The organism is Paenarthrobacter sp. 2TAF44 (assembly GCF_052114885.1).
GTDB lineage: Bacteria > Actinomycetota > Actinomycetes > Actinomycetales > Micrococcaceae > Arthrobacter.
Map to the genome: position 1 here is coordinate 91,529 of NZ_JBFRFP010000008.1, position 23,268 is coordinate 114,796.

Consider the following 23,268-nt stretch of genomic DNA (forward strand, 5'->3'; position numbering starts at 1 on the left):
TTCTTCACAACAACCTCAACGGGGCCGTAACATCGTTCACCGGCACCGGAATCCTTGCCCAGGTTCGATATTCTGGGCTGGTCCGGCGTCGTGTCCGGCCCCCCGCATCCGCTCCTTGTCCAGTACTGTCCCAAAGTTGTCCAAAGTAAGGTGCCACCCCGTGTCAGCCACCAAACCCGTCGTCCTCCTCGCTGAGGAACTTTCACCCGCCACCGTCGAGGCATTGGGCCCGGACTTTGAAATCCGCCAAATCGACGGCGCCGACCGTTCCCAGCTGCTGTCCGCCATCGCCGACGTTGACGCAATCCTGGTTCGCTCTGCCACCCAGGTTGATGCCGAGGCCATTGCCGCTGCGAAGAACCTTAAGGTCATCGCCCGTGCCGGGGTGGGACTGGACAACGTGGACATCAAGTCCGCGACGCAGGCCGGTGTCATGGTGGTCAACGCACCGACGTCCAACATCGTTTCAGCAGCCGAGTTGACGGTAGGCCACATCCTGAGCCTCGCCCGGCACATTCCCCAGGCGAGCTCCGCGCTGAAGAACGGTGAGTGGAAGCGTTCCAAATACACCGGCATCGAACTCTTCGAGAAGAAGATCGGCATCATCGGCCTGGGCCGTATCGGCGCCCTCGTGGCAGCCCGCCTGCAGGGGTTCGAAACCGAGATCCTGGCGTACGATCCCTACATCACGGCCGCTCGTGCCGCACAGCTCGGGGTCAAGCTGGTCACCTTGGATGAACTCCTGGAAAACTCCGACTTCATCACTATCCACATGCCCAAGACGCCCGAGACTGTGGGCATGCTTGGCGCCGACGCTTTCCGCAAGATGAAGGAAACGGCCTACGTCGTCAACGTTGCCCGTGGCGGCCTGGTTGATGAGGAAGCCCTCTACATCGCCCTGAAGGAAGGCCAGATTGCCGGTGCCGGCGTGGATGTCTTCGTCAAGGAACCCAGCACGGATCTGCCTTTCTTCGAACTGGACAACGTGGTAGTCACCCCGCACCTCGGCGCATCCACGGACGAGGCCCAGGAAAAGGCTGGTGTCTCGGTGGCCAAGTCCGTACGCCTTGCCCTTGCCGGCGAGCTCGTGCCGGATGCCGTGAACGTTGCGGGCGGTGTGATCGCCCCGGACATCCGACCGGGCATCCCGCTGATCGAAAAGCTCGGCCGGATCTTCACGGCGCTGACCCATGCGTCGCTGACCCAGATCGACGTCGAGGTTGCCGGCGAGATTGCCGCGCTGGACGTCAAGGTGCTTGAGCTCGCTGCCTTGAAGGGCGTCTTCGCCGATGTCGTCACGGAGCAGGTCTCCTACGTCAACGCCCCCGTCATCGCAGAGCAGCGCGGTATCAATACCCGCCTGATCACCACCCCGGACGCCGAGGACTACCGCAACGTCCTCACGATCCGTGGTGCGCTCAGCGACGGTTCCCAGATCTCCGTTGCCGGTACCCTGACCGGACCCAAGCAAGTGGAGAAGCTCGTCGGCGTCAACGGCTATGACGTGGAAATCCCCATCAGTGAGCACCTGGTGGTGGTGGCCTACGCGGACCGTCCCGGTGTCATTGGCACCATCGGCCACATCCTGGGCATGAACAACATCAACATCGGCGGCATGCAGGTTGCACGCCAGACCGAGGGGGGCCAGGTGCTTGCGCTCCTGACAATCGACAGTTCTGTTCCGCAGCAGGTACTGGAAGCCATCAAGGCGGGCATTGGCGCGGACATGGTCCGCGAGGTGGACCTGGAGGACTAGGACTGCTCCTCATCAGCCAAGTTCGCGTGCCGGAGACACACCACTGACACGCAACGGTGGCCGGTCTGCTTACAATGGCTTGGTCCGGGATTCGGACCCGGCAGCAGGCCGGCCACTACTTTTTGCACATAGAGCCCGGGATTCCTTTGTGTTTTTCAAGGATTCACGGAGCATGTGTGCGCGCCCGCAATCAAGGTCTCAGGGAGCCCAATGAACGCCGTCCAAAGGTTCATCAGAAGCCGTGTGCTGCTGCTGACCGCGGCCATTTTGATCGTCGCGATGTGCTTGTCCGTCCTAGTCCAGAGCCAGTCACAGGCCGCTCTGAACAGGACTGTGGATGAGAACTCGCGGGGACTCTACGACATCCTGGTCCAGGCGAAGCCGGACCCCTCACAGGACGGGGACGGCGGCGCGCTGATCCAGCCGGAAATTGCCAATGGGCAGGGCGGCATCAGCTTTGAGCAGCTGGAGAAAATCCGCACCATGGGCCAGACTGCTGTCGCTGCCCCCATCAGCCTCGTTTCGCGGGTTTCTCAGAACCTCGAGGCTCCGCGCCTCAATGCCATGGACTACCTTGGGTACAACGCAGGCCTTGCCGGTGGCATAACTGCAGGCGACCCCTCGGCCATGGACTCCAGCAAGTGGCCCGCAGCTGAATCTGTTTTGTCCGACACGCCCAAGAAGTACCGGCTGACGGCCTCCGCCACAAGCTCAGATGGCGTCAACCAGCAGACCCTTTTCAAGACCAGCGCCGAAGGCACCCTGGGCAAGGGCCGTTTGATCCAGGAACAAGCTGCTGGTGGTTCGAACGTCCGGATTGCAGGTCCGGACGGCGAGACCGGGATAAAGTTCCCGGCTCCAGCACTCGGATCGGAGCACAACCTCTTCAATCTTTCGGTGGCGCTTCCACTGGCGCCGGAGGTGACGGAATCCGTCGTCGCCGTCGATCCTGCCTCCGAGCGGGCGCTCTTGGGCTCCGCAGGTGATTTCCTTGCACCCTTGGAGAAGGCTCCGCCAGCGGACGCCCGCAATGCAGGCGCTATTGGCCGGCATTTCGAAAGCCTCTTCACCAGCGGCCTCAGCATGAACCAGCTTGAAGAAGGACCTGATTTCCTCGGTGTGAAGCTGAAGTACTGGGCTCCCTTGATGACGCAGTACCAGCAGGCAAAGCGTGACGGACTGCTGACCGATGACTCCCAGGCCATTCCCCTGATTGTCCGCTCGGGAACGTCGCTGGATTTGAAGTACTCGGTCAAGATCGAGGAAATCGACAACAACGGCAAAGTAGTCAAGGATGTCGGCACTGCAACGCGGTCCCTGGACAAGGACTACCTGCCGTTCGTTTCCAAGGCCCCGTTTGCCCTTGAATGGCCGGGTTCCACGGATCACAGCCAACTCCTGGGCAGTACTGCCTCCTTCAGCCAAGGGCTCTACAACCCGGCGACCTGGAGTACAGCTTTTGCTGCAGCCCCGAAGTACAAGGAGGGCGACGAAGCCTCCAATGGTGCTTCGGACAAGACGGCAACGCCGGGGGACTGGGTGACAGTCAACCGGCTTCCGGAAAAGTCGTCCTTCGGCGCAGCCGTGGACCAGACCCAGCGCAAGCCTGTGGACGAGCGCTCCTACCGTGAAGACCTGGAAACCGGAAAAAAGCCCGCGACTCCCATGCCGATGGTGTACGGCACGTTTAACCCGGCAGACGTTCAGGCCGCGGCCGGTGACGTCAACAAGCTCCCGTTGGGTGGCTATGACCCAGCTCCCTTGACACTGAGCAAGGACGCCGAGGGCAAGGACGCCAATGGCACTGTCCTGAAGCCATCACTGAGCGCCACAGGTCTGGTCAGCCAGTCCGCCGGCGCCATCACTGACTACTACGGCCTGGCCGCAGCCCGTGGCTATGACACCAATGCCGACGTCATCGATGCCATTCGTGTCCGCGCCAACGCCACCGGAACGTGGAAGCAGGCTCAGCCGGACGTTGAAAAGCTGGCCGCCCAGATCCGTGAACTGGGCCTTGAAGCGACCGTCGTGGCGGGTTCCGCCCGCGAAGATGCCAACATCTTCGTCCCTGGGTACAGCAAGGACGACGCCGGCAAGGAATCTCCGCTGGGCACAGTCCAGCAGTCCTGGGTTCGGCAGGACGCGGCTGACGCCGTTTCGGGTTCGCTGACAGGCACCAACATCACCCTCCTCTTCTTGACGCTTCTTGGCGCCACGCTCCTGACTGGTGCCTCGACCGTCAGCTACATCCGGCAGCGCCGGAGCGAAGCAGGCATCCTGAGGGCAATGGGCTGGACGCAGAAGCGCGTCAGGTCCTGGGTGCTCGAAGAGTTCGCCGTGGGCGCGGCTGCCCTGGCCGCGGCAGGGATCATCTTGAGCCTGCTTAGTTGGAACCTTGCTACCGTCATCGTTTCCGTGACCATGCTCATCATCTATGTGGGTGCTGCATTGCTGGCTGCCCAGCAGCTGCGTCACCGCGTGGAGGTAGACCAGGAACCGCAGCATGATGAGCGCCTCGTCACTGTTGATTCGCCCTTGACGTTCGCCAACAGGCAGCTCACTACCAACCGGTTCAACTCTGTTTCGTTGGCCGTGGCCGTAGGCGTCTTTGGTGCCGCAGTCGGAGCCTTGATCGCACTGTTGATCGACATCCCCCGGGCAGCAGGAGCCAGTGCCTTGAGTGGGCTGGCCGCCGCGAGCATCGCCTTGCCCAGCGTGATCCTCGCTGTGTTCGGCGTAGTTGTGGGTCTGCTGCTCACACTCGTGACCGGGCGGTTCGAGCTCCATGCCAAGCGCGAGTATCTTGGCACTTTGCGTGCCATGGGCTGGAACCCGGACATGCTGGGCCAGGTCCGCTTCTTTGAAAATGCACTTGTCGGCACCGTGGCGCTTCCCTTGGGCGTCCTTGGTGCCCTTGGACTGGGGCTGCTCCTTGCTCCGTACGCAGCACTCTGGGCCGGTCTGGCCGGGCTGCTGGCCGTAATTTGCTGGATTCCGATTGCAACGAAAGTAGTCAAATGACTGACAACCTCAACCCCGAGCTGACGGCGACCCCGGAATCCACGGACGAGTCGCTGCAGACACGTGCCAACACCATCGTCCGGGCATCCGACCACGCCACTCCCTTGGAGCTCAGCCGCGTCACTATCCACTACGGCGGAGACAAGGGCGGCGCCGAGGAAGTCGACGTCGTGGATGACTTCAACCTCACCTTGCACGCAGGCGAGATGCACTGCATCGCCGGCCGAAGCGGCTCGGGTAAGACCAGTATCCTGACCGTCAGCGCCGGGCTGACCCTGCCGACGTCAGGCACCGTGTTTTGGGAAGGCCAGTCCCTGGCATCCATGGGCGACGACGAGATCGCTGACCGGCGTCGTGCTTTGATCGGCTACGTCGATCAGGGCGGTGCCTTGATCGACGGCATGAGCGCCCTCGAGAACGTGCTGCTGCCCGCAGTCCCGGATGGGGAAGTGGAACAGCGCACGGAAATGGCCAAGGACCTCCTGGACCTGGTGGGCCTCGGGCGCCGCATGCGGCACCGTCCCGCCCAGCTTTCCGGCGGTGAGCGCCAGCGTGTGGCAATCGCGAGGGCCCTCATCCTGGGAACCCGCGTACTGGTGGTGGATGAGCCCACCGCCAGCCTGGACCGTGCTGCAGCCAACCGCATCATCGGCATCCTGAAGGACACCACGAACGATGGCATCGCTGTGCTCGTGGCTTCACACGACCACGAACTGGTCCGGCTCAGCGATACGCTGACCGAACTGAACTAGTCCAGTCATTCCATCCGAAAAAAAGGTAACTTCTTAGAGTGACGTCTGCAGAGAAATCCCCGTTCTACATCACCACCGCTATCAGCTACCCCAATGGCGTGCCCCACATCGGACACGCCTACGAGGTCATCGCGACTGATGCCATGGCGCGCTTCAAGCGCCTCGACGGACATGAGGTGTTCTTCATGACCGGCACGGACGAGCACGGGCTCAAGATGCAGCAGTCGGCCGAGAAGGAAGGCATTACCGCCAAGCAGCTCGCCGACCGCAACTCCGCGGCGTTCAAGCAGATGAGCCAGCACCTGGGAATCTCCCATGACCGTTTCATCCGGACCACGGACCCGGACCACTACACGGCGTCGCAAGCCATCTGGAAGAAGATGGAAGCGAACGGTGACATCTACTTGTCCAAGTACGAGGGCTGGTACTCGGTCCGCGACGAAGCGTATTACGTTGAGGACGATACTGTCGTCAAGGAAGACGGCCTACGTTACTCGAAAGAGACGGACACCCTCGTCACGTGGACTGCTGAGGAGAGCTACTTCTTCCGCTTGTCCGCTTACCAGGAGAAACTCCTGGCCCTCTATGAGGCCCAGCCTGAGTTTGGTGCGCCGCAGTCCCGGTTCAACGAGGTCATCAGCTTTGTGAAGCGCGGACTTGATGATCTCTCCATCAGCCGCACCACTTTCGACTGGGGTGTTCCTGTTCCCGGCGACGAGAAGCACGTCATGTACGTCTGGGTGGATGCCTTGACGAATTACCTCACCGGTGCCGGATACCCGGACGTGGAGTCCGAGTCCTTCAGGAAATTCTGGCCTGCCGATGTCCACGTCATCGGCAAGGACATCTCCCGCTTCCACGCGATCTACTGGCCTGCCTTCCTCATGAGCGCCGGCCTGGCATTGCCCAAGCGCGTCATGATCCACGGCTTCCTGACCAACAACGGCGTGAAGATGTCCAAATCCCTCGGCAATGTTGTCGCCCCACAGGACTTCGTGGCGCAGTACGGGCTGGACCAGTGCCGCTTCTTCTTCCTCCGGGAAGTCCCGTTTGGCGCCGATGGCAGCTACAACCATGAGGCAATCGTGGGCCGCATGAACTCGGACCTGGCCAACAACTTCGGCAATCTTGCCCAGCGTTCATTGTCCATGGTCGCGAAGAACTGTGAAGGCAAGGTTCCCGTCCCCGGAGAGTTCACGGCCGAGGACCACGCCTTGCTCGCCAAGGCCGGAGAATTGCTGGCTACCGCCCGGGGCGCTTTTGACAAGCAGGAGTTCAGCCGCGCTCTGGAAGCTATCTGGACGGTGCTGGGCGACACCAACGCCTACTTCGCCGATCAGGCCCCGTGGGTGCTGCGGAAGACCGACGTCGAGCGGATGAATACCGTGCTGTACGTCACCTTGGAAGTTGTCCGCATCGTGGCGATCCTCGCCCAGCCGGTGATGCCTTCCTCGTCCGCCAAGCTCCTTGAGGTGCTCGGACAGCCCGAAGGCGATGCCAGGCAGTTTGCTGCCATCGCCACGCCGATCGTCCCGGGAACTGAACTTCCGGCTCCGGCCCCGATCTTCCCGCGCTACGAGGAACCAGCGGAAGCGTAGGCACCATTCGCTCTCTCACATAGCAGCCTTAAAGCAGAAATGCTCTCTCACATCCTCCCGTTCAGGAGAAGGAAGTGAGAGAGCATTTCTCATTGGGCAGGTTTGATGTGGGAGAGGGATTAGGCCGTGGCCAAACCCTCCACGGGGGACAGCCGCGCTGCACGATGGGCAGGAATCACGGAGGCCAGCAAACCCGCCACTACGGCTACGCCGAACACCGTAGCGAGTTGCAGCCACGGAACTGCTGGCACAACATCAGCCACACCGCCAAGAGCGGCCTGGGCGCCCAGCCAACCATAGACGACGCCGATGCCCGCACCCAGGACTGCGGCCACACCGGCTACGAGCACGGCCTCGATCGCGAGCATTCCCCGGAGTTGGCCCGTCGTCAGGCCCAGTGCCCTCAGCAAGGAGCTCTCCCGCGTTCGTTCAAGGACGGAGAGGGACAACGTGTTCGCCACGCCGATCAGCGCAATCACCACGGCCACGCCCAGCAAGCCTGTCCACCAGCAACAGGACATCGATGATGCTGTTAAAAGTCACACGCTCGATGGCAGCGCCACTGACAGTGCGTTCCTGCACGCCCAAGGCTGTGGCCACTTCCTTCTGAATGGCCTGGACACGGTCCGCCGATACCGAGTCGTCCAGTTTCACCCACACCATGCCGGGCATTTCCAGCAGGGGAGTGGAAGCAAGACTGGACTTCTCAACGAATGGCGGAATATGGCGCGTCCGCAGGACTTTGGCATCCAGCGATACGAAACCGGCCGCCGTCGAGATCTTCGCGGGTCCGCCTCCGGAGTCCTCGGGCAGGAAGACGGTACCGGGCCCCGGCTGCAGTGCGCCGTCGCGCAGCACGGACGCGGCATCGGCCGCGGAGATTGCATAGATGGTATTTCCGCCATCAGGGGTGGCCTGCGCAAGAGTCCCGACTGCCGGGAGCAGGACTGCCGTATTGACGCCGTCGATTGCCTTGATGCGGGATACGGCCGCATCGCCGGAGCCGATGGCATCCGCCGCGGTCATCGCTGCGAGGTCCACCGGATAATTTTCAGCGAGGGTATCGTCGAAAGCTTGCCGTGAGGTTGCGGCGCCGGTCATCATCAGGGACACCAGTGTGACGCCAATCAGCAGTGCGGCGGCGGTAGCCGACGTTCGGGCGGGGTTGCGCGTGGCGTTGACTGCAGCCAGCTTCCCGGGAACACCCACAGGCGCGGCCAAGCGGCCTGCCACGGCCACCACCGTGGGGATGAACAGGGTTGAGCACAGCAGGATCCCGACAAAGGAGAGGGCTCCGCCGAACAAGGCAATCAGCAGTGAGACTGTGGTGCTGCCGAAAATCAGCAGTGACGCGCCTCCGAGGAGAGCCACCAGACCCAGAATCAGGCGGACCTTGCCGCGCCGGTTGCCAACAGCAGCGTCGTCGGCGGGCCTTAGGGCAGCGAGGGGAGCGACGGCGGTAGCGGCTTTGGCGGGGACGAGGGCTGCGATGACGGTCAGCAGCGTTCCGGCCACAAGGCCCGCGATGATTGCCGACGGTGGTACAGCCAGGGTGGCAAAAGCCTGTTCAGGCTGTGTCTTCGCCCAAGCGATGAGCCCGTACATGAGGGCGGTTGCGGCAAGCACGCCCAGCACGGAGGAAATGAAGCCGACCACCAGGGCCTCGAGCATGACGGATCCGCGGATCTGGGACCGTCCCGCTCCGAGGCACCGAAGAAGCGCAAGTTCCCTTGTTCGCTGGGCTACCAGCACCGAGAATGTATTGGCCACCACCAGAGTGGAGACGAGGATAGCGACGCCGGCAAAGGCGAGCAGTACCACTGTGAGTTGATCCTGGCCGGCGCTCAGCATGGCGACCGTGGATGTGACCTTCTCCTGCGCGGTTTCCAGGGTGGGGGCATCGGCGCCTGCCGCTTCCATGCGGTGCGCGATGTACTCCTTCGCTGCGGAGACGTCTTCGCCGGGTTCGAGGATGAATTGCAGGCCCGAATAGCCTGCTCCGGCATCCTGCACAGCGTTCAGGACAGACTCGGAAGCGACAAGCTGGGCCGCCGAGGACGAGAAGGGATCATTCGTGGCCTGAATCAGGCCGATAACTTTCACCTTGGCGTTCTTGACGTTCTTGGCGTTCTTGACGGGTCCGGCACCGTGCAGCTCAAGCGTACTTCCAACAGTGAGTCCGAGATGCTCTGCGGTCTTGACGTCGATGACGGCTTCCTTGGCCTGCGACGGCATGGAACCCGAGGACAACACGGCGCCCTCCAAGGAAGCCGGTGCCGTGTTTCGCAGCCGGCCCTGCTGCTCACCACCGCCGGCGACGAACGTCACGTACGTGGAGCGTTCGGCGTAGTGGTCCTTGACTGCGGGTGCAGACGTCGCGGCATCCACCGCAGCCTGGCTGAAGGCCTCACCGTTCTTGGATGTAGCAATAAGATCGGCGTTTCGATAGGCCTCGCCGATGCTGGCGCCAAGTGAAGCATTGGTGCTCGCGCCCACCATAAGAGTGGCGGAGAGGAACATAACGGACAGCATCACAGCGAGCCCGATTGCGACGAATCGTCGGAAGTGCGTCGTCAGTTGGGAGACAGCTACGCGCAGCATGCCCTAGGCCCCCAGCTTGCCGAGGGCCGTCAAAACTGATTCTGCTGTCGGCTCCTGGATCTCGCCTACCAAGCCGCCGTCGCTCATCAGCACCACGCGGTCTGCATAGCTTGCGGCGACGGGATCATGGGTGACCATAATGATGGTCTGGCCCATCTCCTGGCTGCTGCGACGCAGGAGCGCAAGCACTTCGCCGCCGGCTTTGGAGTCCAGGTTGCCGGTCGGCTCGTCGCCAAACACGACGTCGGGACGCGTCAGCAGCGCTCGGGCTACGGCGACACGCTGCTGTTGTCCGCCGGACAACTCGTGTGGTCGGTGCTTCAACCGGTCCTTCAACCCGAGGGTGCTGACTACGGTATCCAGCCACGCGGCGTCGGCGGTTGTTCCCGCTAAAGCGAGCGGCAGTGTGATGTTCTGCTCCGCTGTGAGGGTGGGCACCAGATTGAAGGCCTGGAACACGAAGCCAATGCGCTCGCGTCGAAGCGCGGTGAGCTGGCGGTCGTTGAGCCCGGTGAGCTCTGTGCCGCCCAGGACGATCCGTCCGGAGTCCGCCGTATCAAGGCCGGCGAGGCAATGCATGAGCGTGGATTTGCCTGATCCGGAAGGTCCCATGATTGCGGTGAATTTGCCTGCGGCGAAACCCACCGATACCTCGTTCAGGGCCATGACACCTGTATCGCCGCGTCCATAGCTCTTTGTCAGGGCGAAAGCCTCAACTGCTGCGCGTGGCCTGGCTGCATCGGATTCAGCGGGACGGCCGTTGCCTGTTGGGTGGGGGAGGGGCGTGAAAGTTGTCATGTTTTCACGCTATGTGCCGGGATGCGCTGCTGGATCGGGCCAGGGACCCATTCCAGGCAAGGTCAGCTCATACTGTGGTCTGAGACCGAGGCTTAAAGCGATGCGCTAGCTTCCTGGGGCGACCACGCCTGTCTCATAGGCGATGACCACCACCTGCACGCGGTCCCGGGCTCCAAGCTTGGCCAGAATGTGGCCCACGTGGGTCTTCACCGTGGCCTCTGACAGAAACAATCCTGCGGCTATTTCCGGATTGGACTGGCCCTGGGCGATCAGTTGGAAAACCTCGCGTTCACGAGCGGTGAGGCGTTCCACTGCGGCCGCGTGCCCGCTTTGTTCCGACGTCTGCTTTCTGAGCAGCGGAGCGACATGGTCCAGCAATCTCCGCGTAGTGGGTGGGGCAATGACGGCGTCGCCACGGTGGACCGTCCGGATGGCCTCCAGCAGTTCCTCTGGGGGAGCGTCTTTGAGCAGGAATCCGCTGGCGCCTGCCTGGATCGCAGCCAACGCATATTCGTCGAGGTCGAAGGTGGTGAGGACCACGATTTTGACCTCCGCCCGCTGGGAGCCCGATGGCTGGGTGGCGGCCTGTTCCAAAATGCGCCGGGTGGCTTCGATGCCGTCCATACCTGGCATGCGCACATCCATCAGGACCACATCCGCTGTGGTGGCGCTGAGGGCCTGGACTGCTTCGATTCCGTTGCCTGCCTCGGCCACCACCTGGAGATCGGCTTGGGAATTGATCAGCATGCCGAACCCCGAGCGGACCAAGTGCTGGTCATCGACGAGCACCACCCTGATGGGTGCGGGGTGTTCAAGCATGGCTTAGGCCTCCGAATAGGGAATGAAAGCGGACACACGGAAACCGCCGCCCTGCAAAGGGCCTGCGGTCAAGGAACCATCGTAGAGCGAGATGCGCTCGGCCATGCCCCGGAGGCCGTTTCCCCCACCCGAGGTGGGCGGATCAGCGGCGGCGCCGCGACCGTCGTCGGCGATGTTCAGCTCTAAGCCGCGACTCTGCCATGTGAGAATCACACTCGCGCCCGCCTGCGGTCCGGCATGCTTGACGACGTTGGTGAGGGCTTCCTGGATGATCCGGTAGGCCGTGAGTTCGGCACCTGCCGGCAGTGCCCGGCGAGGCGTGCCGAGTTGCTCGAAGGAGACTTTGAGCCGGGCAGCACGGAAGCCCAGAAGGAGTTCATCAAGATCGGAAAGCCTCGGTTGGGGCCTTGTCGGCGCCTCCTGGTCCGAGCGCAGCACGCCGAGCAGCCGTCGCATCTCACCGAGGGAATCCCGGCCCGTCGCAGCGATCGTGGCCAGCGCTTCGGTGGCCAGTTCCGGCTTTGCGGCGGCAGCGTACCGGGCACCATCGGCCTGGGTGATGATGACGGACAGGGAATGCGCCACGATGTCGTGCATTTCCCGAGCAATATGGGAGCGTTCATCAGCTGCGGCCAATTGGCGCTCTTGTTGCTGCTCGATTTCAAGGCGTCGGGTTCGGTCCTCGAGGGCCTGGAGCTGGAGCCGCCGTACTCGGGTAAGGTCGCCCAGCGTCCAACTGACCAGCACCAGCATCCAGATGAGGACTGTGTATAGGGCCCCGATCGTTAGGCCCATGATGCCGGACTCCGCGGGGCTCGAGTATTCGCGCGTGGTGAGCATGACGCCGCCCAGCAAACCAAGCAGCAGGACCGTCCGGCTCGCCCATGCCGGTCCATAGGCAGCGGTGGCATAGACGACCAGGGGAACGGCGATTTGGCCGGCCACGGGCTCCGCGCCAATCGCCCACTGGATCAGGCACACCAAAACCACGACGGCGGCCGCGACCACGGGACGCGTGCGTCGCCACGCCAGGGGCAACAGCAGGCCGCAGGAGATGAAAAAGAGCAAGGGGCGGTCGGCCACAAGATAGACGGGTCCGAATAAGAGGACCAGCAAGCACATGGCCGTCATGTCTACCTTGAAGCGGTTGATCCGGAACCATTCGTATATCTCGTGCCTTCTATCCACGGTAAGACTCTATGTGCTGGCTATGGGCCCGGGCGTCATGCCCTGGTCTGATTCGCACCGTTCAAATGTTCGAAGAGTGAGACGATTTTGACCAGCATGTGGATTGCTTGGCTAGATAGACCTATGAGTGCATCGTCCATCAATCTCGCTGTCATCCCCGGCGACGGCATTGGCCCCGAGGTCATCGCCGAAGCCGTCAAGGTCCTCGAAAAGGCTGTCGCCGCAGAAGGTGTAGCCCTTGAGCAGACCCACTACAAGCTCGGTGCCCAGCACTGGCTTGAGACGGGCGAGACCCTGCCGGACGAGGTCCTCGCAGACCTCCGCACGCGTGATGCCATTCTCTTTGGTGCAGTGGGAGCCGCTCCGGGTGACACCAGGATTCCCTCCGGCATCATCGAGCGCGAGATGCTGCTCAAGCTCCGCTTCAGCCTGGACCACTACGTGAACCTGCGCCCGTCACGCTTGTACGGAACCGTCGGGAGCCCACTGGCAAACCCCGGCATCATCGATTTCATTGTTGTCCGCGAAGGCACCGAAGGTCCCTACGTCGGCAACGGCGGCACCCTGCGCGGTGGCACGCCGCATGAGGTTGCCACGGAAGTCTCCCTTAACACTGCACACGGCGTGGAGCGCGTGGTGCGGGATGCATTCCGCCGCGCCAGCGAACGACCACGCAAGCACGTCACTCTTGTCCACAAGCACAACGTCCTGGTCTTCGCCGGACACTTGTGGAAGCGCACCGTTGAAGCTGTGGCCAGCGAATTCCCCGAGGTCACGCACGACTACCTGCACATCGATGCTGCAACCATCTTCATGGTTACCGATCCCTCGCGCTTCGATGTCATCGTCACGGACAACCTTTTCGGCGACATCCTGACCGACCTCGCGGCTGCCGTTACGGGCGGCATCGGCTTGGCGGCATCGGGCAACATCAACATGGACCGCACAGCACCGTCCATGTTCGAACCCGTCCACGGCTCAGCACCGGATATCGCCGGGCAGCAGAAAGCCGATCCCACCGCGGCCATCCTCTCCGCAGTGCTCCTCCTGGACCACCTTGGCTACACCACGGCGGCCCGTAAGATCGAGGCGGCAGTTGTCGCCGACGTCGAAAGCCGCACCGGCGTGCCGCGCACTACTGCGGCCATCGGCGATGCCATTGCGGCCGCACTTTAGGCCCATTTCTCAGGCGTAAGCTTGTGTTGAATTATTTACCTGCTTCCCTGGTCCACCGCCGAACCGCTTCCTCCGGGACCCGTTTCGCGCCACCAGGTAGCTGACTGTGGAGGAAACATGACTCAGACTGCCCACGGCGTCGAATTCAGCCAGCAGCTTTCGGAAACCCCGAAGTCTGCTGAGGAGCGTGCAGCCGTCCTGGCGAACCCAGGCTTTGGCGATTACTTCACCGACCACACCGCCGTCGTCGACTACAAAGTTGACGCCGATGGCAATGGCGGTTGGCAGAACGCCCGGATCGAGCCCTATGGACCTATCTCCCTGGATCCTTCGGCTGCAGTGCTGCACTATGGCCAGGAGATCTTTGAGGGCCTTAAGGCATACCGCCACGCCGACGGTTCCGTGTGGACCTTCCGGCCGGAAGCGAACGCGGCACGCCTGAACAAATCGGCCCGCCGCCTGGCTCTCCCGGAACTGCCCGAGGAATACTTCCTGGGTGCTATCCGCGAGCTCGTGCAGGCTGACAAGGAATGGGTTCCTTCGGGCGACGGTGAAGCCCTGTACCTGCGCCCCTTCATGATTGCCACCGAGGCCTTCCTCGGCGTGCGAGCTGCCCGGGAAGTGTCCTTCCGTGTCATTGCCTCTCCCGCCGGTAACTACTTCGGTGGCGAACTGAAGCCCGTTTCCATCTGGATTTCCCGTGAGTATGCACGCGCGGGCCGCGGTGGAACAGGTGCAGCCAAGTGCGGTGGCAACTACGCCGCCTCCCTCATTGCCCAGCAGGAAGCTGAGGCCAACGGCTGCAAGCAGGTACTTTTCCTGGACCACTTCAACGACGACGCCGTGGAAGAACTCGGCGGTATGAATGTCTTCTTCGTCATGAAGGACGGCTCGCTGGTTACTCCCGCACTGACCGGCACCATCCTGGAAGGTGTGACCCGTTCTTCCGTGATCCAGGTTGCCAAGGACATGGACCGCGAGGTTTCCGAGCGCAAGATCACGCTCGATGAGTGGCGCGATGGGGTAGCTTCAGGCGACATTGTTGAAGTCTTCGCTTGCGGTACGGCAGCAGTGATCACCCCGATCGGTGTCCTCAAGGACGCCACGGAATTCATCGGATCCGAGGACGCAAAGGCTGGCGAAACCACTATGGCCATCCGCCAGCAACTCCTGGGAATCCAGACCGGCACCGTGGAGGACACCCACGGCTGGCTGACCCGCCTGGTCTAATACGGCATAACTGAAGCGAACGACGGCGGCCCTTCTGCTTGGTGACAAGCGGAAGGGCCGCCGTCGTCATAGCCCGATGTTCTCTCACATCCTGACCGTTCCACCGGGATCTTCTCTCACATGCTGACCGTCCCACCGGGATCTTCTCTCACATCCTGACCGTTCCACCGGGATCTTCTCTCACATCCTGATATGGGGACATCAAAGGCGCGGCCGCCGTCGAATTCGAACTGACGGGGCATCGGTGGAAAACGGTTCCGATGTGAGAGAACATCGCCGGAAAAGGACCCGGATGTGAGAGAGGATCGGAAGTGGTGCAAGATGGGACAGTGACTTCAGAATCAATGGAGACTTCCAACGACTCACCTGCCGGCGACTACACCTCTTCACGTGCCGGCACCTCTGCGCTGCAACGGAGCAGCGGCCTCACCCGCTTCCGGCTGGCACCAAATCCCGGCCCGATGAGCCTGGATGGCACCAACTCGTACGTCATCGGCACCGCCGATTCCGGCCACGTTGCGGTGGTGGATCCTGGCCCGGAAGACGAAGGGCACTTGGCCGAGCTGGCAGCGTCAGGCGTGGTGGACGTCGTGCTTATTACGCACCGGCACGCTGACCACACAGCCGCGTCAGCCAGGTTCCATGAACTGACAGGTGCTCCAGTCAGGGCTGCTGCCGCGGAGTACTGCCACGGCGGAGATCCCCTCGTGGACGGCGAAGTCCTCCATGCCGGAGGAGTGGAGATCCGTGTCCTGGCAACGCCTGGCCACACATCGGATTCCCTCTGCTTCCATCTCCCAGCAGACGGTCCCGCAGGCTCCGTCCTCACCGGTGACACCATCCTGGGCCGCGGCACCACGGTGCTGGACTACCCCGATGGCCGCTTGGGCGATTACCTCGCCAGTCTGGACCGACTCGAATCGCTGGGCCCGGCTACGCTCCTTCCCGCCCATGGCCCGGTGCTCGCTGCCCTGGACGCGAAATGCCGCGAGTACCGCGAACATCGCCACCAGCGGCTCGACCAGATCCGGGCTGCCCTTGCACAGCTCGGCCAGGACCCGCCGATTGCCGCAGTCACGGATGCGGTGTATCCCGACGTCGACCCTTCCGTCAGATGGGCGGCTGAGACTTCGGTTGCGGCGCAGTTGGATTACCTTCGAAGCTAGCGGGCAAACGCCCAAGCGCTGGACGGTAGGCTTGAGCCCATGCGTATCGCCCGGTTTGTAGTTGATTCTGATCCCCTTTATGGCGTTGTTGAAGGCGAGCCCGGCAGTGAGGAAATCACTGTCATCAACGGCGACCCCTTCTTCAATGGCGTCGAACGTACTCACACGAAGCACAAGCTTGAGGATGTGCGGCTCCTTGCGCCGATCATTCCGCGGAGCAAGGTGATCGGCGTTGGACGTAACTTTGCCGAGCATGCTGCTGAGCTGGGCAACGAGGTTCCGCAGCATCCATTGCTCTTCCTCAAGCCGAACACCTCGGTCATCGGGCCAAACGATCCGATCGTCCTCCCGGAGTTCTCCGATGAAGTCTCCTTCGAAGCGGAGCTTTGCGTCATCATCGGCCGTATCTGCAAGGACGTCCCTGAGGAACGTGCTGACGACGTCATTTTTGGTTACACCTGCGGAAACGACCTCACTGCCCGGGACGTCCAGAAAACGGATCTTCAGTGGGCCCGTGCCAAGGGCTTTGACACCTCTGCTCCGCTGGGCCCGTGGATCGAAACCGATCTCGACCACGAGGACCTGTCCATCCAGGGCCGGCTGAATGGTGAACTCCGTCAGGACGGCAGCACCAGCCAGATGATCCGGGGCGTGCGCGAGCTCGTCTCGATCGTTTCGCACGCGTTTACCCTGCTTCCGGGCGACGTCATTATGACGGGAACCCCGGCCGGTGTCGGCCTGGTCAGCGAGGGCGACCGCTTTGAAGTGGAGATCGAAGGCATCGGGCGTTTGTCCAACCCGGTGGTTCGCCGCTAGCTGCGGGGCCAGAGCATAAGGCCCGACGGCGGCACGAGCCTTTCGCACGAAAGGTGCGGGCCGTCGTCGAGCCTTTCCGACGGGGAACCGGGCCGATATCAAGCGGTAAAGTTGAAGCACTATGACTACTGCTTCTGCGTCCAGCGCTGCCTCCAGCGCCATCCCTGCCGTCAACGCCGAGACTCCAGTCCGCGTCCGCTTCTGCCCGTCGCCTACGGGAACGCCGCACGTTGGCCTGATCCGCACCGCCCTGTTCAACTGGGCTTACGCGCGCCACACCGGTGGCAAGCTGATCTTCCGCATTGAGGACACGGACTCTGCCCGCGACAGCGAGGAGAGCTACCACCAGCTGCTGGATGCCCTCAAGTGGCTCGGCATCGACTGGGATGAGGGTGTCGAGGTAGGCGGACCGCACGAGCCATACCGCCAGTCACAGCGCGGAGATATCTACCAGGACGTCATTGCCAAGCTCAAGGCCGGGGGACACGTCTACGAGTCCTACTCCACGCCGGACGAGATCGAAGCCCGCCACCGGGCAGCTGGCCGCGACCCCAAACTTGGCTATGACGGCTTCGACCGCCACCTGACCGAGGAACAGCTTGCCCAGTTCAAGGCCGAAGGCCGCGAAGCCGTGCTGCGTCTTCGCATGCCGGATGAGGACCTGACTTTCAACGACCTCGTCCGCGGCGAGATCACGTTCAAGGCCGGCTCCGTTCCCGACTTTGCCGTGGTTCGCGCCAACGGTGCTCCGCTGTACACGCTGGTGAACCCGGTGGATGACGCCCTCATGGGGATCACCCATGTCTTGCGTGGCGAGGACCTCCTGAGTTCCACTCCCCGGCAGATCGCGCTGTATCGGGCGCTCTACGCCATCGGCGTGGCGGAGTACATGCCGGAGTTCGGCCACCTGCCCTACGTCATGGGCCAGGGAAACAAGAAGCTTTCCAAGCGGGATCCGGAATCCAGCCTCTTCCTGCACCGCGAGCGTGGCTTCATCCCTGAAGGCCTGCTGAACTACCTTTCCCTGCTGGGCTGGTCACTGAGCGCGGACGAAGACATCTTCACCGTGGAGCAGCTTGTGGCCAACTTCGACATCCACGATGTCCTGGGTAACCCCGCGCGCTTCGACCTCAAGAAAGCCGAGGCCATCAACGGGACCCATGTCCGCCTGCTCGAGCCGGAGGATTTCAAGCAGCGGCTCGTCCCCTACCTCCGTGCCGCAGGCTTCGTGGGGGAGATCCTTACCGCCCGCCAGGAGGAGATCCTCGCGGAGGCGGCTCCGCTGGTTCAGGAACGTATTACCCTGTTGGGCGAAGCTCCTGAGATGTTGGCCTTCCTCTTCAAGGCCGACGACGCGATCGATGTTGCTGACGACGCCCGTAAGGGGCTCCCGGAGAACCTGCAGGAAGTGCTTGACGCGGCACTTGCTGCGTTGGAGCCCATCGAGGATTGGACCGCTGAGAACATTCAGACGGCACTTAAGCAGGCATTGGTCGAGGACCTTGGCATCAAGCCCCGCGCTGCCTTTGGGCCGGTGCGCACCGCTATTTCGGGCCGACGCATTTCTCCGCCGCTGTTCGAGTCAATGGTGATCCTTGGCAAGGATTCCTCGTTGGCCCGCGTTCGCGCCTTCCGCGGCTAAGCGGCAACGGTCATGGCTATTGCAAGCTCTTTCGGAATCATCCGCGGTGTGCTGTTCGACATCGACGACACCTTGGTGGACCTTGAGTACGCCATGACAACGGCTCTGCGTGATGTCAGCGAACATCTCCTGCCCGGCCTTGACCAGGCCGGGTGGGTGAAGTTCGGCCGTATCTTCACCCACGAAACAACGCATTTCTATGACCGCTACCTTGCTGGCGAACTGACCTTCAATGAGCAGCGCCTTTTGAGGGGCCGGGCTGCCCTGGGCCACTTTGGCGTGGAGCTCGGAGACGGTGAGGAATCGCAGTCGTGGGTTGCTGAGTACCATCAGCGGCAAACGGCCTACGTGCGCGCTTTCGACGACGTCGCTGGCGTGCTCGATGCGCTTGACGATGCGGACATTCCGTATGGCGCTGTCAGCAATAACGTTCATGACTACCAGCGGGCAAAGTTGGATGGGGCGGGCTTGTCCAGGATCAAGATCCTGGTAGGAACGGATACGGTGGGCGTGCCGAAGCCGGATCCTGCCATCTACCTGGAGGGCGTGCGGCTGCTGGGGACAGAACCCGGCGAAACACTCTATGTCGGGGACAACCGGCTTCTTGACGCCGATGGCGCGACGGCGGCCGGCCTGATTGGCGTCTGGCTGAACAGGACCGGCGAAGAGGTCGAAGGGTTCGATGGGCGTCAGGTGGATTCGTTGTCGAGACTGCTCGTTACGGCACCTTCGGCAGCCTGATATCCATGTGATGCAGGTAACGGCCCAGCGATTTGTGCAGGTGACAAGACTCCGGTAGAGTCATTACTCGTGCTGAGGGGCACGGAGGAAAAAGCCAAGGGAAACCACGGCGACGAACTCCGGTCCGAAAGTCACTTTGGGATATGGTGTAATTGGCAACACTACGGTTTCTGGTACCGTCATTCTAGGTTCGAGTCCTGGTATCCCAGCTCTGAAATTCCGCATTATTGCAGCGGAAAATCGGAATTTCACATCGCATAGTCGATTTGGAAGAGAGCTGAAAGTATGAAATACTCATTCAGCTTGTTCGCCGGAAACGGCGACAAAAAAGTGCAAGGCCCCATCGTATAGCGGCCTAGTACGCCGCCCTCTCACGGCGGTAACGCGGGTTCGAATCCCGCTGGGGTCACAAACAATTCCCCCGGAACTTCGGTTCCGGGGGAATTCTTGGTTTCAGCGCATTTTGTCCTATAACCCGACATTCACATTAAGTCGACCCCCGGCTGACCCGCTGACACTCTTTGGGCTGGCATGATGATGCTGTGACCGCACATGAAGAGCCGCCAAGAGCAGGGGTCAGTCCTGTCACCAGTAAAGCCCAGGCTGACGCTGTCAACACCCTTGAAGCTGCGCGGACGGAACTTGCCGGCGTTGCGTTGCCCCTCGCCCTGCCCGACGCCGAAGAGGGGCGCCACTGGATCAGGGAGACCCTGGCACAGCTCGACGACTACGTGATTCCCCGGTACCGCAGCCTGGACGCTCCACTGTTGGCCGTCGTCGGCGGTTCCACTGGTGCCGGTAAGTCGACGCTGGTCAATGCCCTTGTGGGTTACCCGGTGACACGCGCCGGGGCCATCAGACCCACGACGCGCCAGCCCATCCTCCTTCACCACCCGCAGGACGCGGAGTGGTTTGAGGGCCAGCGCATACTTCCCAACCTGGACCGGGTCAGGGGCCGAGTGTCCGCGGATCCGCTGCCTGCACGTCAAGCCGGTGTCACACCGGATGCCCAGTCGATTGCCTCGCTGGTGCTCCTGGCACACGATCAGGTCCCCCGGGGCATCGCGATTCTGGATGCGCCCGACGTTGACTCGATTTCAGATGACAACCGAAGGCTCGCGGGCCAGTTGCTGGCCGCGGCCGACCTTTGGGTGTTCGTGACCACGGCCAACAGATACGCCGACGCCGTGCCTTGGCGCCTGCTCGTGGATGCGGCGTCGCGGGACATCACGGTAGCCGTGGTGCTGGACCGCGTGCCACCGGCAGCGGAGGAAGAAGTCAGGACGGACCTTAAGGCAATGTTGGACCGCCAGGGACTGGCTGGTGCGGAACTCTTCGTGGTGCAGGAAAGCGATTTGGACGATTTGGGAATGCTGCCGGCCGAAGCTGTCAGCGGCTTGCGTCTTTGGCTTGCGAACCTGGCGGCGGATGCCGCCGGGCGGGCGGAGGTCGCGCGCCGCACGCTCAATGGTGCAGTTAACGCCGTGAGTAACCGGTTTGAACGTATTGCAGTTGCGGCTGCGGCCCAGGATGCTGCGGCCCACGAGCTGCGCTCCGTCTGCGTTCACGAATACGACGGCGCCCTACTCCGCATTCTGGAAGCAACCAAGGACGGTGCGCTGCTCCGCGGGGAAGTGCTCGCTCGATGGCAGGATTTTGTGGGCACGGGTGAATTCTTCCGTGCGCTGGAGCAAAACATAGGGCGCATGCGGGACCGGATGGGGGCATTCTTCAGAGGTGAACCAGCCCCGGCTGTGAAAGTCGAGACCGCGATCGAAACAGGTTTGCAAGCCGTGATTCTTGATGAGGCCGCCAATGCCGCAGAAAACGTGGACCGGCGCTGGCGCTCGGATACGGCAGGCCGCCAGCTCCTGGGTGTGGCAGACCTTTCCGGCACCAGTCCTGGCTTTGACGCGAAGGCCGCTGCCGCCATCCGTTCCTGGCAGGAGGGACTCATGGAACTGATCCGCACCCAGGGCCAGGAAAAACGCACCCAGGCCCGTTGGCTCTCCTTCGGCGTGAACGGGCTCGGCGCAGCGCTGATGGTGGTGGTTTTCTCCATGACTGCCGGTTTGACCGGATTGGAGCTAGGCATTGCCGGTGGAACGGCCGTTGTTGGACAGAAGCTGCTTGAAGCTGTCTTCGGTGAAGATGCCGTGCGTCGGCTGGCCCAGCAGGCCAGGGCCGATCTCCATACGTACTGCCAGCGCCTTCTCGACGAGGAGCGGGACAGGTTCCTTGGCCGGCTGGAGGCCACTGGTCTGGACGCTGACACCGTGCATAGCGGCATGGACCTCGCCCTCCACGCCAAGTCCCTCCGCCGCTTGGCTGGGGCCGCATGAGCCGGCACAGCCAAATCCGGGAATCGTCTCAACTCCAGCGGCGGCTTGAAGCGCTGAATACAGCACGCGAACTGGCCGAAGGGGTGCTGCCCGAGCAGGAACTGGATTCGGTGTATGAAGTCCTTGAACGGGCCACGTCCAGACGCTCGTTGTCGGCAGGGCACACTGTGGTGGGCTTTTTCGGGGCCACAGGAAGTGGCAAGTCATCCTTGTTCAATGCCGTTTCCAGCAGCAATCTCGCAACCGCGGCAGCCCGTCGTCCCACGACGTCCGCGCCGTTGGCAGGAATCTGGGGCGAGGAAGGCAGCGGGCCGTTGCTGGACTGGCTCGGTGTGCAGGAGCGGCACAGCCTGCCTGGGATGCCCGGCCTGGCCGCTGCGGAGAGCGGCCTGATCCTGCTGGACCTTCCCGACTTTGACTCAACGAAACTGGAGAACCGGGAGGTAGTCCAGCGAATGGTCGGGATGGTGGACGTCCTGGTCTGGGTGCTGGACCCACAGAAGTATGCAGATGCCGCCGTGCACAACGACTTTCTGCGCCCGATGGCCACCCATGGAGCAGTCACCCTTGTTGTCTTGAACCAAATAGATAAGCTCAATCACGCCGACACCGCTGATGTGCTTCATTCCCTGAAAGGCATCCTGCAGCGCGACGGTCTGGATAATGTTCGGGTCCTGGGCGCCTCAGCACTGACTGGCGACGGCGTCGACGCCGTCCGTAGTGCTATCAGGGACGTCGTGGTCCAGCGGGAGGCCGCCACTAAGCGCCTGGCTGCCGACGTCGCCAAGTCTGCTGCGGAACTGGCCCAGGTGTCAGGCAACGGCGAGGCCCGCGGCGTCAAGGCAAACACCAAAGCCAAACTCGCGAATGAATTGTCGACGGCGGCCAACGTACCTCTGGTGGTTGACGCGGTGGCGCGATCCTTCAAAAGGGAATCGGCGCGCAGGACTGGATGGCCCGTGACGCGCTGGTTGCTGCGCTTCCGGCCTGATCCCCTGCGGAGGCTGAACCTGGGCAGGCAGGACGCCAGGCCCGAGCTCAACCGGACTTCCTTGCCGGTGGCGGGCGCACCCGAACGTGCGAGGACAGATGCCGCGGTGCGTGATTTTGTGGATGAGGCTTCGGAAGGCGCTCCGGGTCCGTGGCGGGCGTCCATCCGTGGTGTGGCCAGAGAAGGCCGCGAGCACCTGCCGGATGCCCTGGACCAAGCCATCGCCGGGACGGATCTCAAAACGTCAAAACGCCCGTTCTGGTGGTTGTTGTTCAACACACTTCAATGGATCGCGCTTCTCCTGGCAGTCGGTGGCCTTGGCTGGCTTGGGGTCTTGGCGGCGCTCGGCTATTTCCAAATGCCCGTCCCGGAGGTGCCCCGGACCGCGGGGTGGCCCTGGCCTACGTTGATGGTGGCCTGCGGAGTGGTTCTGGGGATTGTTCTGGCAGTCTTGGGCAGAACCATCGGCGGCTGGGCCGCGCGTCTGCGCGCCAAAGGCGTGGCCAAACGACTGAAGGCAGCAATAGCAGGCGTAGCTGAGCAGCGCATCGTGGAACCGGTAGAGGTGGAGATTGCGCGCTTGGCCGCATTCAACGCGGCATTAAAAACCGCGCGCGCAGGATAGGGATAC

At 62.5% G+C, this 23,268-nt stretch carries 15 protein-coding genes, 2 tRNA genes and 1 pseudogene; 14 read left to right on the forward strand and 4 right to left on the reverse strand.

Annotated elements, in window-relative coordinates; translation table 11 throughout:
- Positions 1–160 precede the first annotated feature (160 nt).
- The 4 genes from serA (at position 161) to metG (ending at position 7,127) form a co-directional block, all read left to right on the forward strand.
- On the forward strand, positions 161–1,756 hold the full coding sequence (serA, locus tag AB4Z15_RS09955; protein WP_442017131.1) for a phosphoglycerate dehydrogenase: 1,596 nt from the start codon (positions 161–163) through the stop codon (positions 1,754–1,756).
- 210 nt (positions 1,757–1,966) lie between these two features.
- Entirely contained in the window at positions 1,967–4,777 is a 2,811-nt protein-coding gene (locus AB4Z15_RS09960; RefSeq protein WP_442003914.1) for an FtsX-like permease family protein, read from the forward strand.
- Positions 4,774–5,529, forward strand: a complete 756-nt coding sequence (locus AB4Z15_RS09965; RefSeq protein ID WP_224090846.1) for an ABC transporter ATP-binding protein — start codon at positions 4,774–4,776, stop codon at positions 5,527–5,529. Before AB4Z15_RS09960 ends, AB4Z15_RS09965 begins: the two co-directional genes overlap by 4 nt.
- Before the next feature lie 38 nt (positions 5,530–5,567).
- Positions 5,568–7,127 carry a methionine--tRNA ligase gene (gene metG, locus AB4Z15_RS09970; protein ID WP_442017132.1) on the forward strand — a complete coding sequence of 520 codons (1,560 nt, stop codon included), beginning with the start codon at positions 5,568–5,570 and terminating at the stop codon, positions 7,125–7,127.
- Positions 7,128–7,246: 119 nt separating this feature from the next.
- Here metG and AB4Z15_RS09975 read toward each other — a convergent pair.
- The 4 genes and pseudogenes from AB4Z15_RS09975 to AB4Z15_RS09990 all read right to left on the reverse strand — a co-directional run bounded on the left by AB4Z15_RS09975 (position 7,247) and on the right by AB4Z15_RS09990 (position 12,533).
- Positions 7,247–9,728, reverse strand: a pseudogene (locus AB4Z15_RS09975) (ABC transporter permease).
- A gap of 3 nt (positions 9,729–9,731) precedes the next feature.
- Positions 9,732–10,526, reverse strand: coding sequence for an ABC transporter ATP-binding protein (locus AB4Z15_RS09980; protein ID WP_442017133.1), 795 nt, complete (start codon positions 10,524–10,526; stop codon positions 9,732–9,734).
- Between the two features lie 105 nt (positions 10,527–10,631).
- Complete coding sequence (locus AB4Z15_RS09985; RefSeq protein WP_442017134.1) at positions 10,632–11,345, reverse strand: response regulator; 714 nt, start codon at positions 11,343–11,345, stop codon at positions 10,632–10,634.
- A gap of 3 nt (positions 11,346–11,348) precedes the next feature.
- A complete protein-coding gene (locus AB4Z15_RS09990; RefSeq protein ID WP_442017135.1) occupies positions 11,349–12,533 on the reverse strand; it encodes a sensor histidine kinase in 1,185 nt (394 codons plus the stop codon).
- Positions 12,534–12,656: 123 nt separating this feature from the next.
- Here AB4Z15_RS09990 and AB4Z15_RS09995 point away from each other — a divergent pair, with 123 nt between their 5' ends.
- The 10 genes from AB4Z15_RS09995 to AB4Z15_RS10040 all read left to right on the forward strand — a co-directional run bounded on the left by AB4Z15_RS09995 (position 12,657) and on the right by AB4Z15_RS10040 (position 23,262).
- Positions 12,657–13,709, forward strand: coding sequence for a 3-isopropylmalate dehydrogenase (locus AB4Z15_RS09995; protein WP_442017136.1), 1,053 nt, complete (start codon positions 12,657–12,659; stop codon positions 13,707–13,709).
- A 117-nt stretch (positions 13,710–13,826) separates the two neighbouring features.
- Positions 13,827–14,939: a branched-chain amino acid aminotransferase gene (locus AB4Z15_RS10000; protein WP_442017137.1), complete on the forward strand. Its 1,113-nt coding sequence runs from the start codon at positions 13,827–13,829 to the stop codon at positions 14,937–14,939.
- A 344-nt stretch (positions 14,940–15,283) separates the two neighbouring features.
- Entirely contained in the window at positions 15,284–16,105 is an 822-nt protein-coding gene (locus AB4Z15_RS10005) for an MBL fold metallo-hydrolase (RefSeq protein ID WP_442017175.1), read from the forward strand.
- Positions 16,106–16,144: 39 nt separating this feature from the next.
- Positions 16,145–16,921 (forward strand): fumarylacetoacetate hydrolase family protein, encoded by a 777-nt coding sequence (locus AB4Z15_RS10010; protein ID WP_442003923.1) that lies wholly within the window; start codon positions 16,145–16,147, stop codon positions 16,919–16,921.
- Positions 16,922–17,042: 121 nt separating this feature from the next.
- The gene (gene gltX / locus AB4Z15_RS10015; protein WP_442017138.1) at positions 17,043–18,563 is read left to right on the forward strand and encodes a glutamate--tRNA ligase; all 1,521 of its coding nucleotides are present in this window, start codon (positions 17,043–17,045) and stop codon (positions 18,561–18,563) included.
- Positions 18,564–18,575: 12 nt separating this feature from the next.
- Positions 18,576–19,304: an HAD family hydrolase gene (locus AB4Z15_RS10020; protein ID WP_442017139.1), complete on the forward strand. Its 729-nt coding sequence runs from the start codon at positions 18,576–18,578 to the stop codon at positions 19,302–19,304.
- Between the two features lie 137 nt (positions 19,305–19,441).
- A tRNA-Gln gene (locus tag AB4Z15_RS10025) sits at positions 19,442–19,513 on the forward strand.
- Positions 19,514–19,640: 127 nt separating this feature from the next.
- Positions 19,641–19,713, forward strand: a tRNA-Glu gene (locus tag AB4Z15_RS10030).
- A 133-nt stretch (positions 19,714–19,846) separates the two neighbouring features.
- The gene (locus AB4Z15_RS10035; RefSeq protein ID WP_442017140.1) at positions 19,847–21,646 is read left to right on the forward strand and encodes a dynamin family protein; all 1,800 of its coding nucleotides are present in this window, start codon (positions 19,847–19,849) and stop codon (positions 21,644–21,646) included.
- On the forward strand, positions 21,643–23,262 hold the full coding sequence (locus tag AB4Z15_RS10040) for a GTPase (RefSeq protein WP_442017141.1): 1,620 nt from the start codon (positions 21,643–21,645) through the stop codon (positions 23,260–23,262). The genes AB4Z15_RS10035 and AB4Z15_RS10040 overlap by 4 nt, the downstream gene beginning before the upstream one ends.
- The last annotated feature ends 6 nt before the right edge of the window (positions 23,263–23,268 follow it).

What these genes read in the sequence shown, in the direction of transcription:
- AB4Z15_RS09960 (WP_442003914.1), top strand. Translation starts at nt 1,967, where the DNA reads ATGAACGCCGTCCAAAGGTTCATCAGAAGCCGTGTGCTGCTGCTGACC.
- AB4Z15_RS09965 (WP_224090846.1), top strand. Translation starts at nt 4,774, where the DNA reads ATGACTGACAACCTCAACCCCGAGCTGACGGCGACCCCGGAATCCACG.
- AB4Z15_RS09980 (WP_442017133.1), bottom strand. Translation starts at nt 10,526, where the DNA reads ATGACAACTTTCACGCCCCTCCCCCACCCAACAGGCAACGGCCGTCCC.
- AB4Z15_RS09985 (WP_442017134.1), bottom strand. Translation starts at nt 11,345, where the DNA reads ATGCTTGAACACCCCGCACCCATCAGGGTGGTGCTCGTCGATGACCAG.
- AB4Z15_RS09995 (WP_442017136.1), top strand. Translation starts at nt 12,657, where the DNA reads ATGAGTGCATCGTCCATCAATCTCGCTGTCATCCCCGGCGACGGCATT.
- AB4Z15_RS10000 (WP_442017137.1), top strand. Translation starts at nt 13,827, where the DNA reads ATGACTCAGACTGCCCACGGCGTCGAATTCAGCCAGCAGCTTTCGGAA.
- AB4Z15_RS10005 (WP_442017175.1), top strand. Translation starts at nt 15,284, where the DNA reads ATGGAGACTTCCAACGACTCACCTGCCGGCGACTACACCTCTTCACGT.
- AB4Z15_RS10010 (WP_442003923.1), top strand. Translation starts at nt 16,145, where the DNA reads ATGCGTATCGCCCGGTTTGTAGTTGATTCTGATCCCCTTTATGGCGTT.
- gltX (WP_442017138.1), top strand. Translation starts at nt 17,043, where the DNA reads ATGACTACTGCTTCTGCGTCCAGCGCTGCCTCCAGCGCCATCCCTGCC.
- AB4Z15_RS10020 (WP_442017139.1), top strand. Translation starts at nt 18,576, where the DNA reads ATGGCTATTGCAAGCTCTTTCGGAATCATCCGCGGTGTGCTGTTCGAC.
- AB4Z15_RS10040 (WP_442017141.1), top strand. Translation starts at nt 21,643, where the DNA reads ATGAGCCGGCACAGCCAAATCCGGGAATCGTCTCAACTCCAGCGGCGG.